Origin of the sequence: Rosettibacter primus, assembly GCF_036860675.1 — a bacterium.
GTDB classification, from domain to species: domain Bacteria; phylum Bacteroidota; class Ignavibacteria; order Ignavibacteriales; family Melioribacteraceae; genus Rosettibacter; species Rosettibacter primus.
This window is the reverse complement of record NZ_JAYKGK010000001.1, coordinates 165,445-184,269: the sequence shown is the minus strand read 5'-3', so window position 1 is coordinate 184,269 and position 18,825 is coordinate 165,445. Positions and strand designations below refer to the sequence as shown.

At 31.9% G+C, this 18,825-nt stretch carries 18 protein-coding genes; 4 read left to right on the top strand and 14 right to left on the bottom strand.

Annotation, left to right across the window (positions count from 1 at the left end; all coding sequences use genetic code 11):
- Window positions 1–27: 27 nt before the first annotated feature.
- Genes VJY32_RS00790 through nuoE form a run of 3 tightly spaced genes read right to left on the bottom strand, consistent with a single transcriptional unit; the run spans window position 28 to window position 4,252 of the window.
- A complete protein-coding gene (locus VJY32_RS00790) occupies window positions 28–1,758 on the bottom strand; it encodes an NADH-dependent [FeFe] hydrogenase, group A6 (protein WP_353675968.1) in 1,731 nt (576 codons plus the stop codon).
- 20 nt (window positions 1,759–1,778) lie between these two features.
- Complete coding sequence (locus VJY32_RS00785; RefSeq protein ID WP_353675967.1) at window positions 1,779–3,764, bottom strand: NADH-ubiquinone oxidoreductase-F iron-sulfur binding region domain-containing protein; 1,986 nt, start codon at window positions 3,762–3,764, stop codon at window positions 1,779–1,781.
- Window positions 3,761–4,252, bottom strand: a complete 492-nt coding sequence (nuoE, locus tag VJY32_RS00780) for an NADH-quinone oxidoreductase subunit NuoE (RefSeq protein WP_353675966.1) — start codon at window positions 4,250–4,252, stop codon at window positions 3,761–3,763. Before nuoE ends, VJY32_RS00785 begins: the two co-directional genes overlap by 4 nt.
- A gap of 457 nt (window positions 4,253–4,709) precedes the next feature.
- Here nuoE and cdd point away from each other — a divergent pair, with 457 nt between their 5' ends.
- Genes cdd through VJY32_RS00760 form a run of 4 tightly spaced genes read left to right on the top strand, consistent with a single transcriptional unit; the run spans window position 4,710 to window position 7,874 of the window.
- Complete coding sequence (gene cdd / locus VJY32_RS00775; RefSeq protein WP_353675965.1) at window positions 4,710–5,117, top strand: cytidine deaminase; 408 nt, start codon at window positions 4,710–4,712, stop codon at window positions 5,115–5,117.
- A complete protein-coding gene (locus tag VJY32_RS00770) occupies window positions 5,114–5,686 on the top strand; it encodes a thymidine kinase (RefSeq protein ID WP_353675964.1) in 573 nt (190 codons plus the stop codon). The genes cdd and VJY32_RS00770 overlap by 4 nt, the downstream gene beginning before the upstream one ends.
- A 14-nt stretch (window positions 5,687–5,700) precedes the next feature.
- Window positions 5,701–7,053 carry a NupC/NupG family nucleoside CNT transporter gene (locus VJY32_RS00765; protein ID WP_353675963.1) on the top strand — a complete coding sequence of 451 codons (1,353 nt, stop codon included), beginning with the start codon at window positions 5,701–5,703 and terminating at the stop codon, window positions 7,051–7,053.
- Entirely contained in the window at window positions 7,053–7,874 is an 822-nt protein-coding gene (locus tag VJY32_RS00760) for a purine-nucleoside phosphorylase (protein WP_353675962.1), read from the top strand. Before VJY32_RS00765 ends, VJY32_RS00760 begins: the two co-directional genes overlap by 1 nt.
- Here the strand turns inward: VJY32_RS00760 and VJY32_RS00755 are convergent.
- From VJY32_RS00755 to plsX, 11 genes are all read right to left on the bottom strand, one after another.
- Window positions 7,858–8,607, bottom strand: coding sequence for an RsmE family RNA methyltransferase (locus VJY32_RS00755; protein WP_353675961.1), 750 nt, complete (start codon window positions 8,605–8,607; stop codon window positions 7,858–7,860). The two genes, VJY32_RS00760 and VJY32_RS00755, sit on opposite strands and share 17 nt — an antisense overlap.
- 22 nt (window positions 8,608–8,629) lie before the next feature.
- Window positions 8,630–9,049: a CoA-binding protein gene (locus VJY32_RS00750; RefSeq protein ID WP_353675960.1), complete on the bottom strand. Its 420-nt coding sequence runs from the start codon at window positions 9,047–9,049 to the stop codon at window positions 8,630–8,632.
- A gap of 2 nt (window positions 9,050–9,051) precedes the next feature.
- Complete coding sequence (gene gcvP, locus VJY32_RS00745) at window positions 9,052–11,940, bottom strand: aminomethyl-transferring glycine dehydrogenase (protein WP_353675959.1); 2,889 nt, start codon at window positions 11,938–11,940, stop codon at window positions 9,052–9,054.
- A 150-nt stretch (window positions 11,941–12,090) separates the two neighbouring features.
- The gene (gene rnc, locus VJY32_RS00740) at window positions 12,091–12,843 is read right to left on the bottom strand and encodes a ribonuclease III (protein ID WP_353675958.1); all 753 of its coding nucleotides are present in this window, start codon (window positions 12,841–12,843) and stop codon (window positions 12,091–12,093) included.
- Window positions 12,844–12,857: 14 nt separating this feature from the next.
- Window positions 12,858–14,102, bottom strand: a complete 1,245-nt coding sequence (gene fabF / locus VJY32_RS00735) for a beta-ketoacyl-ACP synthase II (RefSeq protein ID WP_353675957.1) — start codon at window positions 14,100–14,102, stop codon at window positions 12,858–12,860.
- 111 nt (window positions 14,103–14,213) lie between these two features.
- Window positions 14,214–14,447, bottom strand: coding sequence for an acyl carrier protein (locus tag VJY32_RS00730; RefSeq protein ID WP_353675956.1), 234 nt, complete (start codon window positions 14,445–14,447; stop codon window positions 14,214–14,216).
- Window positions 14,448–14,506: 59 nt separating this feature from the next.
- On the bottom strand, window positions 14,507–15,274 hold the full coding sequence (fabG, locus tag VJY32_RS00725; protein WP_353675955.1) for a 3-oxoacyl-[acyl-carrier-protein] reductase: 768 nt from the start codon (window positions 15,272–15,274) through the stop codon (window positions 14,507–14,509).
- A complete protein-coding gene (locus tag VJY32_RS00720; protein WP_353675954.1) occupies window positions 15,258–15,875 on the bottom strand; it encodes a DUF3109 family protein in 618 nt (205 codons plus the stop codon). Before VJY32_RS00720 ends, fabG begins: the two co-directional genes overlap by 17 nt.
- Window positions 15,875–16,789, bottom strand: a complete 915-nt coding sequence (gene fabD, locus VJY32_RS00715; protein ID WP_353676406.1) for an ACP S-malonyltransferase — start codon at window positions 16,787–16,789, stop codon at window positions 15,875–15,877. Before fabD ends, VJY32_RS00720 begins: the two co-directional genes overlap by 1 nt.
- A complete protein-coding gene (locus VJY32_RS00710; RefSeq protein WP_353675953.1) occupies window positions 16,789–17,796 on the bottom strand; it encodes a beta-ketoacyl-ACP synthase III in 1,008 nt (335 codons plus the stop codon). Before VJY32_RS00710 ends, fabD begins: the two co-directional genes overlap by 1 nt.
- On the bottom strand, window positions 17,771–18,814 hold the full coding sequence (gene plsX, locus VJY32_RS00705; RefSeq protein ID WP_353675952.1) for a phosphate acyltransferase PlsX: 1,044 nt from the start codon (window positions 18,812–18,814) through the stop codon (window positions 17,771–17,773). The genes VJY32_RS00710 and plsX overlap by 26 nt, the downstream gene beginning before the upstream one ends.
- Window positions 18,815–18,825 lie beyond the last annotated feature (11 nt).

Below are 18,825 nucleotides of genomic sequence, written 5' to 3'. Positions count from 1 at the left end.
AATCTATAAAAATTTATTAAACATAAATTATACTTCTTCCAGAATCTTTTTTCTATTTATATAAGTAGTGTGTAAAATTTCATGTGATATATGACCATATGGTTCACCTAAGAATTCTTTGTATAATTTTTTCACTGATTCATTTTCGTGAGAACGTCTATTTTTCATTTTGGCATCAATTTCATATAATGCTTGAGCACGTTTTTTTACTTTATCAGGATTTTGATGTATTGGTTGACCTCCACCATTAATACATCCACCTGGACATGCCATAACTTCGATGAAATGATATTTAGATTCCCCTTTTTCTACTTCTTCTAATATTTTTTTAATATTACCAATTCCATTTACTATTGCAACATTTAAAGTCATTCCATTTATATTTATTGAACTTTCTTTTATACCAGCCATTCCTCTTACATCAGTTAATTCAACTTGTTCAAGTTCTTTCCCTGTAATTTTGTAATATGCTGTTCTTAATGCAGCTTCCATTACTCCACCACTTGTTCCAAATATTGCAGCAGCACCTGTTGATTCTCCTAATGGATTGTCAAAATTGTCTTCTGGTAAATCGTTAAAATCAATTCCAGCTACTTTGAATAATCTTACCAGTTCTCGTGTAGTTAAGACTGCATCAACATCTGGTAAATGTTTTTCTGATAGTTCTGGTCTATTCGATTCAAATTTTTTAACAGTGCATGGCATTATTGAGACCACAAAAATATCTTTCGGGTCAATTCCCATTTTCTTTGCATAGTAAGTCTTTAAGATTGCACCTTCCATTTCATGAGGCGATTTGCAAGTAGAAATATGATTTAATAAATGAGGATAATTTTGTTCTGCATATTTTATCCATCCTGGACAGCAGCTTGTAAACATTGGCAATGTTTGATTATTTGAAATCCTGTGTATTAATTCTGTAGCTTCTTCCATTATTGTTAAATCCGCACCAAAATTTGTATCAAATACTTTTTTGAATCCTAATCTTCTTAAACCTGTTATAATCTGTCCAGTTACATTTGTACCTAAAGGTAAATTGTATTCTTCGCCAAGTGTAGCTCGAACTGCTGGAGCTATTTGTGCAATTGTAAATTTATTTTTATCGTTTAAAGCAGCAACCACTTCTTTAGCATGACTTTTTTCTCTTAATGCAGCTGTTGGACAAACAAGAATACATTGACCACAAAGAATACAATCACTTACATTTAAGCCTTTGTTAAAAGGAGTTGTAACATTACTCTTAAATCCACGGTTAGTGAAATCAATAGCTCCAATTTTTTGAATTTCACTGCATGTTCTTACACATCGTCCACATAATATGCACTTTGCAGGGTCTCTTTCCATTGATGGGCTAGAAATATCAATAGCATGACTTTTCTTTTCTCCAACATATCTATGTTCCCGTATATTATATCTTTCAGCTAAATCTTGTAATTCACAATTTTTATTTCTAACACAAATAAGACATTCTTGCGGATGATTTTCTATTAATAATTCAATAATTGTTTTCCTTGCAACTCTAACACGAGGTGAATTAGTTTGAACTTTCATTCCCTGAACTACAGGATAAGCACAACTTGGAGTTAATCCTCGCATGCCTTCAACTTCTACAACACAAATTCTACAGGCACCAGTTGGGAACAAATTTTTCATATGGCAAAGTGTAGGAATATGAATTCCAACTGATTTGGCTGCTTCAAGAATTGTCATTCCTTCTTCTGCTTTTACTTTTATATCATTAATTGTTAATTCAACCATTTTAGTTCTCCATAAAAAGTTTAGTAAACTTTAACAGCTTCAAAGCGGCAGGATTCAAAGCACATACCGCATTTTGTACACTTAATCTGAATAATTTGATGTGGTTGCCTCTTATCTCCAATAATTGCATCAGCAGAACAATTTCTAAGACAAACACCACAACCGTTGCATAATTCCGGATCTATTTCGTAAGTAAGAAGTTCTTTACATACTTTAGCTTTACATTTTCTTTCGAATAAATGTTCTTCATATTCTTCTCTGAAATATCTTAAACCAGAAAGTACAGGATTTGGAGCACTTTGTCCCAATCCACAAAGTGATGTATCTTTTATTACATCAGCTAATCTTTGTAAATGAATTATTCCTTTGAATCTTTGTAATTGTTCGGTTTTATTTCCATTATTACCATATCTAACAGGAATTCTTTCAATAATTTCAAGCATTCTTTTTGTTCCTTCACGGCATGGAACACATTTTCCACATGATTCATTTTGAATAAATGTTAAGAAAAATTTTGCTACATCTACCATGCATGTATCTTCATCCATAACAACAAATCCACCAGAACCCATCATTGCTCCTACTTCTCTTAATGATTCATAATCAACCACAGTATCTAAAACAGATTCAGGCAAGCATCCACCGGAAGGACCTCCAATTTGTATTGCTTTGAATTTTTTATCGTTTGGTATTCCACCACCAATATCAAATACAACTTCTCTTAGTGTTATTCCCATTGGTACTTCAACAAGGCCACCATTAACAACTTTACCACTGAGTGCAAATACCTTTGTTCCTTTACTGCTCTTTGTTCCAATTGATGCAAACCATTCCTGTCCTCGATTGATGATTGAAGGGACATTAGCAAATGTTTCAACATTATTAATTACTGTAGGTTTGCCCCATAAACCTGCTTCAACTGGATATGGAGGACGGGGCCGAGGCATTCCTCTTTTCCCTTCAATTGAAGCGATTAGAGCAGTTTCTTCACCGCAGACAAATGCACCAGCACCTTTTTTAATTTTTAGTTCAAAGTCAAAATCACTATTCAAAATATTTTTGCCAAGAAGACCATACTCTTTACATTTTTCAATAGCATTTTGTAACCTTTCAATAGCAAGCGGATATTCTGCACGGCAATAGATATAACCATAGGAAGCGCCTATTGCATATGCACCTATTATCATTCCTTCAATTACTCTGAATGGGTCACTTTCAAGAACAGAACGATCCATGAAAGCACCTGGGTCTCCTTCATCAGCATTGCAGATTATGTATTTGGTATCAGATTCTTTTTTGTATGCAAGTTCCCATTTTAATCCGGTTAAGAAACCTGCTCCTCCTCTCCCTCTCAATCCACTTTCTTTTACTGTCTGGATTACTTTTTCAGGAGTTAATAATCGAAGTGATTTGTCTAATGCTTTAAAGCCACCAGATGAAATATACTCATCAATTGAAGTTGGATTAATTACACCGCAATTTTCAAGAACTACTTTTAATTGTCTTTTGAAAAACGGTACTTCATTAATATTTGGAATCGAATCACTTCCTTTGCCATATGTTCCCAATACTTTTTTCTTATAAACATTTTTATCAATTATTGTGGTTTTAATTAATTCATGAACATCTTTAGGAAAAATTTCGCAATAAGAAATTCTATCTTTGCCGGGTAATTTAATATCAACTATTGGTTCTTTAGCACAATAACCAATACAACCAGTGGGAATAATTTTAGCTTTGATGTTATTTTTAATTAATTCTTCTTCTATTGCTCTTTTTACTTTATCAGCGCCAGATGCCAATCCGCATGTTCCCATTCCAATAAATATTAAAGGGATATCATGCTCAGAGTATTTTAATACTGAATTTAATTTTTTGAATTGTTCTTTACATTTTTCATCTTTATGACAAAGTGGACCATCTATACAACATGCAATAAATTGTTCGCATGGTGTCTCGGCACTATGCCAGCATTGTTCACAACATTTTTCAATAAAACTTTTCATTCTACACTCTCAGTTTGTTCTTGTTTACTTTTTGCAATTGCTTCCCTTCGATATTTATTTAATATCTTGGGAATTTCTTTTACAGATATTCTTCCGTAGTATTCATCATTAATATTAATAACAGGTGCAATACTGCATGCCCCTATACAGGCAACAGTTTCAAGTGTAAAAAGTTTGTCTCTTGTTGTTTTCCCTGCTGTAATTCCCAGTTCTGTTTCAAGGGCTAAGAGTAGGTTAGCAGAATTTTTAACATGGCATGCAGTCCCACGACAAACTCTAATTACATTTTTACCGAGCGGAGTTAATCTAAATTGATTATAAAATGTTGCAACTCCATAAACACTGCTTACAGGAATATTTAAATGCTCTGAAATATCTTTTATAGCTTCTTCAGGAAGATATCCATAGATTTCCTGTATATCCTGCAATAATGCAATTAAATTGCTTCTATCGTTTTTAGGATATTTTTGAATGATATGATTATGCATTCCAGACTCACTTTAATTTTGTTTATAAGATTATTACAGAATATATGCCAGAATAATTAAGACTTCGACGGCTCATTTTCTATTAAAATTGTTGATTTTTTAAACGAAATCGCAATTACATTTTCTTATGAGTGAGAAAAAACTCTAATGTTTTTCTAATTAAAACAAGGAATTAAGCTCTTTTAATTCTTTGATTTAGACTTTTTTGTATTTTAAGTTTGCAACTAAAATCAGTGCAAATACATGCGAATACTTGAAATCGGAAATATTCAGCAAATGAAAAATGCAGTTTGATTATTTATAAATCTGGTAAAATTATTTTGTGGATTTTAATTTAGTTCTACTTTATCATTTTACTATCACACAATCAGGACCTAAAAAAATTTTTAGGCAAACTGATTTATATACAATAAAATTTTTTTTCTAAAGTTTATCACTTATTTTAGAGATAAAAATAATGGAAAGAATGTTGACTTCTGAAGAACTTGCACAAAAAGCTGTTGAAGCAAAATCAAAAGGTTTACCTACCTATTCGAATTTTCATGTTGGAGCTGCATTACTAGCTGAATCCGGGAAAATTTATCTTGGTGCAAACATCGAAACCTCATCTTATAGCTTAACAATATGTGCAGAAAGAACTGCGGTGTTCCAAGCTATTATTAATGGTGAAAGAAAATTTAAGTCAATTGCGATTGCAAGTGATGCAGAAGATTTTTGTCCTCCTTGTGGTGCATGTCGTCAGGTTCTCTTAGATTTATGCGGCAAAGAACTCGAAGTAATTTTAGTTAATAAAAAAAATGAATTGAAAACTTTTTTATTAAAAGAACTAATACCACATTCATTTAGTGGAGAATTTTTGAAATGATTGAACATTCACCTCATTTAATGCCAAAAAATACTGGCTGGATAGAAGTAATAGCTGGATGTATGTTCAGTGGAAAAACTGAAGAATTAATAAGAAGACTTCGTAGAGCTGAAATTGCTAAACAAAAAGTAAAAATATTTAAGCCTAAGATTGATATTCGATATTCAAAGAGTGAAATTGTATCTCACAGTGAACAATCAATGCCTTCAATTCTAGTTGAATCTGCTAAAGAAATTTTACAATACTCAGAAGATGCTCAAGTAATTGGAATTGACGAAGCTCAATTTTTTGACCTCGATTTAGTAGATGTGTGCAATCAATTAGCAAATGAAGGTAAAAGAGTTATTGTCGCAGGTCTGGATCAAGATTATACGGGCAAACCATTTGAACCAATGCCTCAATTATTAGCTGTAGCAGAATATATTACAAAAACCTTAGCTATTTGTGTTGTATGTGGAAATCCTGCTGATAAGACTCAAAGAAAAATTCCATCTTCAGAAAGAGTACTTATTGGGGCTGCAGAAAGTTATGAAGCTCGATGTCGAAAATGCCATTTCATCCCTGAATAAATCTGAGAATCATTATGAATATAATCTCTCTAATTCGTGGAATTATTGGACTATCTCTAATTATTGGAATAGCATTTTTAATTTCTAATAATAAAAGAAAAATTAACTGGCGACTTGTTTTAAGCGGATTAATCATTCAAATCACTTTTGCTATTTTAATTCTCAAAGGAGATGATTTAAGAAAATTCTTTTTACCATTAGGTTTTCCAAAAGATTTTTTCAGGTTTATTAGCAGCTTTTTTGTGTTAATTCTAAATTTCACAACTGAAGGCGCAAAATTTGTTTTTGGTAATTTAGGTTTAGGCCCAGGCAACGAAGGAAGTTTGGGAGTATTTTTTGCTTTTCAGGTTCTTCCTACAATAGTTTTTTTTGCAAGTTTGATGTCGGTTCTATATTACCTTGGAATTATGCAAAAGATTGTGCAGGCAATGGCTTGGTTAATGGCAAGATTAATGGGAACAAGCGGTGCTGAATCACTTTCCTGCACAGCAAACATTTTTGTTGGCCAAACCGAAGCTCCATTAATGATTAAACCGTATTTGAAAGGGATGACACAAAGTGAATTGTTAACAATAATGGTTGGTGGAATGGCAACAATTGCCGGGGGCGTCATGGCTGCTTATATTCAAATGCTTGGCACAGCTTTTTCTTTAGCTAATAATATTCCTCTGCAGGAAGCACAAATAATTTTTGCAACTCATCTTCTTGGTGCAAGTGTGATGGCAGCTCCAGCATCTTTATTAATTTCAAAAATAATGTTTCCAGAAGTTGAAGAACCTGAAACAAAAGGAACAGTAAAAGTAAAAGTAGAAAAAAATGCATCAAACATTATAGAAGCTGCAGCTGCAGGGGCTTCTGATGGTTTAACTTTAGCTCTAAATGTAGCGGCAATGTTAATTGCATTTATAGCACTAATAGCAATGATAAATTATTTTCTTGGCTGGTTTGGAAACACAATTGGTATTAATCAATTCTTAATTTCAAAATTTGGAAATCCACTAAGTCTTCAATTAATTTTTGGTTCAATACTTCAATTTCTTGCTTTTGGTATAGGTGTTCCGTGGGATAGCGCTTATAATTTCGGAAGCTTAATTGGAACTAAAATTGTATTGAACGAATTTGTGGCATATCTCGATATGAGCAAATTGATTGAAGCAAAAACTCTTATAAATGATAAAGCAATTTTAATGGCAACTTATGCATTATGTGGTTTTGCAAATTTTAGTTCAATTGCAATTCAAATTGGTGGGATTTCACCTTTAGCACCAAATCGAAGAAGTGATTTAGCCAAATTAGGCATTCGAGCAGTAATTGGAGGAACATTAGCAAATTTAATGACAGCAACTCTTGCAGGAATTCTTTATTGATGATAAATATTAATGCTAAATACAGAAATATTATTGAAGCTATAAAAGATGAAATTCCCTTTGAACCAGAGATTTGCATCATACTTGGCAGCGGTTTAGGTGATTTTGCTAATAAAGTAGAAACTATAAAATCAATTTCAACATCGAGTTTACCTTCTTATCCCCTTTCTACTGTTCAGGGTCATAATGGTAATCTTCATTTTTCTAAATATGCAAATAAAAAATTATTTATTGTTCAAGGAAGAATTCATTTTTATGAAGGATATAAAATTTCTGATTGTGTTTTGCCCGTACATTTAGCAGCTAAACTAAATTGCAAAAAAATTTTATTGACTAATGCAGCAGGTGGAATTAATCCAAATTTTGCACCAGGTGATTTAATGCTTATTCGTTCATTTGTAGCACTAAATATCAAAAAAGAAATTACCAATCTTATTGGTCTGTCTTCTCTTGAATTGAGAAATTCAATGATTGATTTTCCATCCGAAGAATTAAATAATTTAATAATAAAAGCTGCACTTGAAGAAAAAATAAATTTGTGTGAAGGCACTTACTGGTTTACAAAAGGACCTAGTTATGAAACTCCCGCAGAGATAAGAATGATTGCTAAATATGGGGGAGATGCAGTAGGAATGTCAACAGTTCACGAAGCTTTTTATGCTCATTATATGAAACTAAAAGTTGCTGCAATTTCATGCATTACAAATTTTGCTGCTGGATTATCACCAAATAAACTTTCACATCAAGAAGTAATGGATACTGCTGAGAAGGTAAAAAATAAATTTGAGAAGTTGATTAAAAAGTCTATTGAATTAATGTAGATAAAAGTGAAGCCACTGTTATAATTGCTGTTTCACTTCTCAATCGATTTTTTGTTATTCTTAATAAAGCTGTAGGTTGAATCTTTGTGATTTCATTTTCAGAAAAACCACCCTCTGGACCGAATATAAAGTAGATTTTGTTATTTGGTAATAAATTTTTTTTATCAATTAAAAAATCTTTAAACAACATTTCAGATTTTTGCTCAAACAAAATTTTATCCCCCTCGTAATTTTTTAAATCAGTAATGTTTTTTATAAAATTTGCTTTTGGTAGCCAGGCTTGAAGAGATTGTTTCATTGACGATAATAATAATTTTTTTATTCTCTCAACCTTAAATCCTTTTGCAATAGTTCTTTCAGATTCAAAGAATAAAAAATTTGTAATTCCAAGCTCAACACATTTTTCGATAGCAAATTCAATTCTATCATTGTTTTTTAATCGAGGTAAACAGAATACATAGTTCGAAAATTTGTTTTCATATAAATATTTCTCTTTAATTAAACATTTGGCAGCTTCTTTTGATAAAAATTCAATTCTGCTTCTAAAAATTTTTCCTTCCCCATCAGTAACAAAAATTTCATCCCCAGTTTTATGCCTCATTACATTTTTAATATGATGAAGTTCTTCACCAGAAATAAAAATTTCATTATCAGTTAAATGAGTCGAATAATACAGTTCAATATCAGAGAAAAAATTATTTGTTGAGTTATCAAGACTTTTATTTTTAGACATTGAATTCTGAAAAGAATTTGATTTATAATAAATTAGAATTTTTGCAAATGTTATAATAAACCATAATGCATTTATCTTGAACAGTAAAAATTCCTTTTTCTATTACTGGCTGAACAGCCTTATCATTACGAATGCCTTGTTGAAGCCATAAAGACTTAGGATTTTTTTCAATTACATCCAAAATAATTTCAGGAATATCTTCGGATTTTCTGAATACATTGACAATATCAATATCATAAGGTATATCAATCAATCTGGGAAATACTTTTATTCCATCTGCTTCATTAAAATTTGGATTTACACCATAAACTTCATAACCTTTTTTTATAAGAAATTCAGCTATTATTCTGCTAATTTTATCAGGATTGCGGGATAATCCAATTACCGCAATCCTTTTAGAATATTTGAGAAGTTTACAAATACTTATTAGTTCATCATTCATAATTAAGCTACATTTTTTTCAAATTCACTAATTGGCAGGCAACTACACACTAAATTTCGATCGCCATAAGCATTATTAATTCTTCCAACTGAAGGCCAGAATTTATTTCCTATCAAGTAATTAGCAGGAAAAGCTGCTTTCATTCTTGAATATGAATGATTCCAATTATCACTGACAACATCTTCTGCAATATGTGGTGCATTTTTAAGAACATTATCAGTTTTATCATAAATTCCATTTTCGATTTCTTCTATTTCATATTTTATTGAAATCAGAGCATCACAAAATCTATCGAGTTCTTTTAATGATTCACTTTCTGTTGGTTCTACCATTAATGTACCCGGGACTGGGAAAGAAACAGTAGGAGCATGATAACCATAATCCATTAATCGTTTAGCAATATCATCGACATCAATATTTGCAGTTTGCTTAAATTTTCTTGTATCAAAAATTAGTTCATGAGCTACATAACCGTTTTTCCCTTTGTATAGTACGGGATATAAATTTTCTAATTTTGCTTTGATGTAATTTGCATTTAGAATTGCAACCTTGGATGCTTTTGTAAGTCCTTCTGCTCCCATCATTTTTATGTAAGCATATGATATTAAAAGAATATTTGCACTACCCCATGGAGCTGAAGCTACAGCTGTAATGGATTTCTCTCCGCCAACTTTTACTAAGGGATGACCTGGTAAAAATGGTTCAAGATGTTTCGCAACAGCAATCGGTCCAGCTCCTGGTCCGCCCCCTCCGTGAGGTATTGCAAAAGTTTTGTGTAGATTTAAGTGACAAACATCAGCGCCAATAAATGCTGGATTTGTTAAACCAACCTGCGCATTTAAATTTGCACCGTCCATATAAACAAGTCCACCATTTTTATGAATTATTTCACATATTTCCTTAATATGTTCTTCAAATACTCCATGAGTTGAAGGATAAGTTACCATTAGAGCAGATAAATTTTCTTTGTATTGTTCTGCTTTTTGTTTTAAATCATTCACATCAATATTTCCATTTTCATCACATTTTACAACAACAACTTTATTTCCTGCCATTACAGCGCTTGCAGGATTTGTTCCATGTGCCGAAGATGGTATAAGAACAACATTTCTGTTTGTATCTCCTCGACTGTGATGATATGCTCGAATTACCATCAAACCAGTAAATTCACCCTGTGCACCTGAATTAGGTTGAAGTGAAACTGCATCAAAACCAGTGATTTTTTTCAAATCTTCTTCAAGTTCTTTAAATATTTGTAAATATCCTTCGGCTTGATTTAAGGGTGCAAATGGATGAAGATTTGAAAATTCATCCCATGAGATTGCAAATAATTCTGAAGCAGCATTTAATTTCATTGTGCATGAACCAAGTGATATCATTGAAGTTGTTAATGATAAATCTTTTCTTTCGAGATTTTTAATATAGCGCATCATTTCAGTTTCTGAGTAATAAGAATTAAATACTGGATGGGTCAGATAAGAACTTTTTCTTTTTAAAGTTTCCGGGAATTCTTTGTAATAATCTAAATCAAGAATATCATCGTGATATTTTTTATTTAATGCTTCAGAAAAGATTTTTAAAATTATTTTAACATCTTCAAAGGTATCAACTTCACTAAAAGAGATTCCTATTGTTACAGGGTTGATGTATCTAAAGTTGATTTTATTTTTTAGTGCTAATGTTTTTACTCTTTCTAATTCTTCAGCAGATTTTAAAATAATTTTCAATGTATCAAAATAATTTTTGTTAACCTGATTAATCCCTAATTTGAATAAACCACTATCAAGTAACGATGCAAGCTTATGAATTCTTTCTGCTATTGCTTTAATGCCTTTCGGACCATGATAGGCAGCATACATTCCAGCCATTATTGCCAGCAAGACTTGAGCAGTACATATATTGCTTGTTGCATGTTCTCTTTTGATATGCTGTTCTCTTGTTTGAAGTGCCATTCTTAATGCAGCTTTACCATGTGAATCTATTGATACACCAATAATTCTTCCAGGAATTTGTCTCTTAAATTCTTCTTTGGCTGCAAAATAAGCAGCATGTGGTCCTCCAAATCCCATTGGTACACCAAATCTTTGGGTAGAACCTACAACAGCATCAGCACCAAATTCTCCGGGAGGTGTAAGAATAGCAAGACTTAGTAAATCTGCTGCAACTACCTTATAAATTCCTTTTGATTCTGCTTCTTCAAAAAGTTTTGAATAATCATAGACTTCGCCATCTACAGCTGGATATTGAACAAGAATTCCAAAAATATTATCTGTTAATTCAATTTCATGAATATTGCCAATTTTTAATTCTATACCTAAAGGTGCACTGCGGGTTTTAAGGACATCAATTGTCTGTGGAAATACTTCATCAGAAACAAAGAACACATTAGAATTTTTTTTATTTGACTTTCTTGAATTAAAAAGCATCGACATTGCCTCGGCAGCTGCAGTACCTTCATCGAGAAGTGAAGCATTAGCAATTTGCATTTTAGTTAAATCAATTACCATAGTTTGAAAATTTAGTAATGCTTCAAGTCTGCCTTGAGAAATTTCCGCTTGATATGGAGTATACTGAGTATACCAGCCTGGATTTTCAAGAATATTTCTTTTAATTACTCCCGGTGTAATTGTTGGGTAATAACCTAAACCAATATAGTTTTTGAAAATTTTGTTTTTAGCTGCAATTTCTTTTAATCGTGCAATTAATTGGTGTTCTGTTAATGGTTCATCAAGTTGTAATTTTTGGTTTAATCTTATTGAAGCAGGAATTGTTTTGTCAATTAATTCGTCAAGTGAACTTACACCAATTACATCACACATCTTTTGAATATCTTCGTCGCTTGGACCAATATGTCTATCGACGAATTTGTCATAAAATGAAATATTTTTCATAAATAAACCTTTTTTAAATAATTCAATACTTCAAATATAGCTAATTAGGTTGAATACAAAATAAACATTATTATAGCTTAATTGTGAACGAAACTTTATTAAATGATTAAAGATTGGAAAAACTAATTCATGATGATGTGATAATATTATTCAGGATTTATTTAAGAGGTGACTTAATTTAGATAAAGCAATTTTAGAAGCATTTTGTTCTGCAGTTTTTTTATTTTTCCCTTTTCCTGTTCCAAATTTTTCAGAACCTATATAAACATCAACTGTAAATTCTTTTTTATGTTCAGGACCTTCTTCGCTGATTACAACATATTTAGGGGTATCTAATTTATTTGCGTGTGTAAATTCAAGTAATTGTCCTTTATAATTAGTATCAACTAAGTATTCATGATTTTTTTCGTAAGGAAGAATAATATTCTTTAGAATAAATTTATTTGCTTCTTTAAATCCTTTATCTATAAAAATAGCACCAATTAGGGCTTCAATTGTATCTGCAAGAATTGTCTTGAAACCTTCTTCACTATCGCCTATATATTTTTCGTTGTATAAAAGGAAATTTTTTAATCCTATTCTTTCTGAAACTTCATACAATCTATTACGATTAACAAGCGAGGCTCTTGCTTTAGTTAAAAAGCCTTCGCCCGCATCGCTGTAATTTTCAAAAAGATATTTTGCAACTATTAGATTTAATACAGAGTCACCCAGAAATTCCAGACGTTCATTTGATTTTTCTAATTCTGGATGTAATTCGAGAAAAGATGTATGAGTAAGTGCTTTTAAGTAAATATTTTTGTTTTTAATTTTGAATCCAAGCAATGATTCAAGTGATTTTTTATCAATTAAATGCTTGAATAATATCTTAATGTTGTCGTTCTTAAAAAATTTCTTTAACACACTTAAGAGAAAAATTATTCTTCAAACTTTTTGAACAATATTGTAGCGTTATGACCACCAAAACCAAATGTATTACTCAAAGCATATTTAATTTCTTTTTTGACAGGTACTTTGGGTGTATAGTTTAGGTCACATTCAGGATCAGGTTCATCTAAATTAATTGTTGGAGGTATTGTGCTATTAACAATTGCAAGCACAGTAATAATTGCTTCAACAGCACCTGCTGCTCCAAGCAAATGTCCTGTCATAGATTTAGTTGAACTTACTGCAAGTTTATAAGCATGTTCGCCAAAAACTGTTTTGATGGCTTTAGTTTCGTTAACATCATTTAATTCTGTTGATGTTCCATGAGCATTAATATAATCAACGACTTCTGGTTCAACATTAGCATCGCGTAAAGCTTCTTTCATAGAACGAACAGCTCCTTCTCCTTCTGGGGCTGGAGCAGTGATATGATAAGCATCTGCAGTTAAGCCAACACCAACAATCTCAGCATAAATTTTTGCGCCTCTATTTAATGCATGTTCTAATTCTTCAAGTATTAAAACACCTCCACCCTCTCCCATTACGAATCCATTTCTGTCTTTGTCAAATGGCCTTGAAGCTTCGAGATATCTGTCGTTCCAGGTTGAAAGGGCACGAGCTGCATTGAATCCAGCGATTGACATTTGAGTAATTGGAGCTTCTGAGCCACCGCATATCATTATATCTGCAGAACCTCTCTGAATCAGAATAAATGCATCAGCAATTGCATGTGATGAAGTTGCACATGCAGAAACTGTAGCATAGTTAGGTCCTTTAAATCCATATCTAATTGAAATATGACCAGCAGCAATATCAGGTATCATCATGGGGACAAAGAATGGGCTTACTCTTTTTGGTCCTCCTTGCATAAATAAGCTATGTTGTTCTTCAAAAGTCAAAATGCCGCCAATACCGCTACCGAAAACTACACCAACCATGTTTAAGTTAATTTTTGATAAATCAAGTTTAGAATCTTCAATAGCCATAGCTGCAGAAGCAAGAGCAAAATGTGAATATATATCCATTCTTTTTAATTCTTTTTTATCTATGTAAACAGCTGGATCAAAATTTTTCACTTCACAGGCAAATTGAGTAGCAAAAATTGAAGCATCAAACTTTGTGATTTTGCCTGCACCGTTACGTCCTGTAATTAATCCTTCCCACAATTCTTGGACATTATTTCCTATTGGCGTTACAGCGCCCATACCTGTAATAACGACTCTTCTTTTATTCATATTCTGCCCTTTTTATTATTGAATTTTTTTAAGACAGAGAGAGGCTGTCTAAAAAATAAATGAATAAATTAATAAATATTAGAAAACTAATTGACAGCCTCGTATAAAAAATCAGCTAACTTTTTCCTTTAAATATTTTATAGCATCACCAACTGTAGAAATTTTTTCAGCATCTTCATCAGGAATAGAAATATCAAAGGCAGATTCGAAACCCATTACTAATTCAACAATGTCGAGAGAATCTGCACCAAGATCTTTTGTAAAGGAGGCTTCCGGTGTTATTTGAGATTCTTCAACACCGAGTTTATCCATAATAATTTCTTTTACTTTTGCTTCGATATCCATTTATATCTCCTTTTATGTTATTAAATAATGTTAATTAGATTTATTAAAGTAAACATTTATTACATAACCATTCCACCATCTACAGGAATAACCTGTCCAGTAATGTAATTTGCATCATCACTGCATAAAAATGCAACAACTTTTGCTACATCTTCCGGTTTGCCAAATCTCTTCAATGGAACAAAATTCATATAAGCTTCTCTTTGTTGCTCTGTTAATTTGCTTGTCATATCTGTTTCTATAAAACCTGGGGCAACTGCATTTACATTAATATTTCGTGAAGCAAATTCTTTTGCATTAGATTTTGTAAGTCCAATTATTCCTGCTTTTGAAGCCACATAATTTGCCTGACCTGCATTGCCAATTATTCCAACCACAGAACTAATATTTACGATTTTACCATATTTCTGTGCAATCATATTTTTAATTACAGCTTTTGTGTAGTTAAAGACACTTTTTAAATTTATGTTCAGCACAAGATCAAAATCTTCTTCGCTCATTCTGAGCAATAAATTATCCTTAGTAATTCCAACATTATTGACTAAAATATCAACGCCGCCTAATTTTTCCAAAGCAAAATTAACTGTTTGTTGAGCTGCATTGAATGATGATGCATCTGCAACATAACCATAAACTTTTACATTGTCATTGTTTAATTCTTCTTCTACTTTTTTTGCATTTTCTGTTTCAATTTTTAATAACTCGTCAGTAGGCGCATAATAAGTAAATACAACACTGCAGCCATCTTTTGCCAATTGTTCTACAATGGCTCTTCCAATTCCTCTTGAGCCTCCAGTTACAATAGCTTTTTTATTTAATAATCTCATCTTTTATTCCTTCTTTTTTTATTTGAGAGAAATATTGATTACGATATTCAAGTAATTCTTCATAACCTTTTTCGCCTAAAAGATGAATGAGTTCATTTTTACATGCATCAAAAACAGTTGTAACTTGATTTTGAATTTTATTACAATAATGCATTCTTCCTAGATGGTCGTCATCAATTGTAAGTACTCCTTCATAAATAACTAATGGAAATAATATGCAATACAAAGGTTTATATTTCCATTTGTATTGGCCATTTTTAAGAGCTATTTTTTGAAGTATGCAAAATCCATTTTTGTCAAGAAATACACACTTACCATTATATACTTGGGTTCCGATGGCTATTCCAGATTCAAAATCATTATCTTTTTCAGGTTCTTCAAACCATTTATCAGGATCTTTACATTGGGAATCATCCATCTCAGCAATAATTATATCTTTGATTGAAATAATTTTTTCATATTCCTTCTTATCTGCATATACTCCGTAGTAACAGCATTCACCAGAACATATACAAATGTCACAACCCTTTACAAATTTATGTGTAAAAATTAATGGGTCAATATAAAGACCATTAATTTTCTTTTCAAATTTATTTTCCATTAAAGATACCTTTCAACTTCGGTGTATTTATCGATGCCAAAAATTTTAACATCAGGGTTAATTCTTTTAATTAGACCTTGTAAAACTTTGCCGGGTCCTATTTCATAAAATTCATCAACTCCATCATTAATCATATTTAAAATTGTTTCTTGCCATCTTACTGGATTAACAATTTGTTCGAATAATAATTTTTTTATTTCATCTTTATTTTGAACCGGGCGTGCAGTTACATTTGCATAAACAGGTATTCTAGCATCATAAAAGTTTGTGGAATTAAGAGAATTGCTAAAATTATTTTGTGCGCTCTTCATTAATTGAGAGTGAAAGGCACCACTTACGACAAGTTCTTTGACAAGTTTAGCTCCTGCTGTTTTTGCTAATTCCATAGCTTTTTTAACACCATTAACAGAACCAGAAATTACAATCTGTCCAGGTGAATTAAAATTCGCACATTGAACAATACCTTCAATTGATGCCTCATTACAAATTTTTACAAGTTGTTCTTCCGATAATCCAATGATTGCAGCCATCGTTCCTTTTTGTTCCATTCCCGCTTGAGCCATAGCTTGACCGCGTGCATGAACAAGTTTAACAGCATCATAAAATTGAATTGAATTTGCAGTCAACAAAGCGGAGTATTCACCAAGTGAATGCCCTGCAACCGTATCGGGCTGCAATGTTCGAATAATACTAACTAACACTGCACTATGTAAAAATATAGATAATTGAGTTATATCAGTTTGTTTTAATTTTTCTTCTGGACCATAAAACATAATTTGAGATAAAGGAATTCCAGTAGCTTCTTCAGCTGTCTGAATCATTTCCTTAGCTTCTATTGAGTTCTCAAAAATATCTTTTGCCATTCCAACATATTGAGAACCCTGACCGGGAAATACAAAAGCTTTTTTTCCCATCACTCTATACTCCAAGTTAAATAAATAGCACCCCAGGTAAAGCCTGCTCCAAAAGCTGCAAGTATAAGGTTATCTCCTTTTTTCAATTTACCTTCTCTATAATATTCAGTTAAACACAATGGGATAGTAGCTGCAGTAGTGTTTCCATATTTATGAATATTTATCATAACTTTATCTAAAGATAAACCCATTCTTTCCGCAGTAGCATTAATAATTCTCAAATTAGCTTGATGAGGTACAAGATAAGCAATATCATCGGCTTTCAAATTATTTTTGTTCATAATCTCGTACGAAACATCTGCCATTCCTTTAACAGCAACTTTAAAGACTGTTTTACCGTCTTGATATATATAATGCCATTTATTTTGTACTGTTTCAATTGTAGCTGGATATAAACTACCACCAGCTTTCATATAAAGACTATCTTTACCCGAACCATCGCAAAAAAGCAGAGAATCTTTTATTCCATAATTTAAATCTTCGGTTGGTTCTAGTAGTACCGCAGAAGCTGCATCCCCAAATAAAATACAATTGTTTCTATCGGTATAATCAGTAATACTGCTCATTTTATCTGCACCAATCACCAATACTTTTTTGTATTTGCCGCTTTCAATAAAACTTGCAGCAGTTTGAAGTGCAAAAAGAAAACCAGAGCATGCCGCTGATAAATCAAATCCCCACGCATTTTTCGCTCCAATCTTTTCCTGCACAAGACAAGCAGTGGATGGGAAAAACATATCCGGTGTTATTGTAGCAACTATTATAATATCTATTTCTTCTGGTTTAAGATTAGAATTTTTCATTAAATCTTTTACAGCTTCAACAGCTAAGTCACTTGTAGCTCCTTTTTCCAAAATTCTTCTTTCTTTTATTCCGGTTCTTGTTGTAATCCACTCATCTGTTGTATCAACAATTGATTCGAAATATTTATTGTCCAGGATTTTATCTGGAACATACATTCCAACTGCAGTAATAGTAGCATTAAGAATTTTTCTGGATGGTTGCATTTTTAGAAAGAGCCTCCTCAAATTTTTGAATAAGTTTTTTTTCGTACATTTCTTTTGCTCTTAAAATCATATTTTTAATAGCAAGTGGAGTGCTTGAACCATGTCCAATTATACTAATACCATTTACACCAAGAAGTGGAACTCCACCATAAGTTTGATAATCCATATCTTTTAATGCAACTTTCAAAACATTTTTTACAATTAATGCTTTTAGTTTATTTAATATTCCTCTTTTTGCATACTTTTTAATTTTTGTTTTCAGTAATGATAGAACACTTTCTCCAAATTTTAGAATTATATTTCCAACAAAACCATCACATACAACTATATCGACTGTGCCTTTCAAAATATCTCTTCCCTCAACATTTCCATAAAAATTAAGATTAGATTCTTTCAATAATTTATAGGTAGAAAATACAAGTTCATTACCTTTTGATTCTTCTTCGCCAACGCTTAAAATTCCTACCGAAGGATTTTCAATTCCATAAATTTCTTTTGCAAAGATAGAACCGAGGACTGCATATTCATAAAGATGTTGAGGTTTGCTGTCAACACTTGAACCGGCATCGAATACAATGCAATATTTATCTTTTTCTGTTGGGAAAGTAGCACCTATGGTTGGTCTGCTAATTCCTTTTATTCTTCCCATTATTAGAGTGGAAACTGCCATTACTGCACCGGTATTACCAGCACTGACAAATGCATCGGCTTTTTTTTCTTTTACTAATTTTGCACCAATCACAATTGAAGAATCAGGTTTGGATTTTATTGCTACCACTGGAACTTCATCCATACCAATTACATCAGGTGCATGATAGATAAATTTTTCATCAATGTCGATATTTTGATGTCTTGCTACTTTAAGGATTTCTTCTTTGTTGCCAACGAGAATCAGTTCAAAGTCAGAAGATTCATTATAAGCCTGAAGAGCACCAAGTATAACATTCAAAGGGGCGTAATCGCCCCCCATAGCATCAACTGCAATTCTACATTTGATGTCTGACTGATTTTCTGCCATTTAATTTTTTA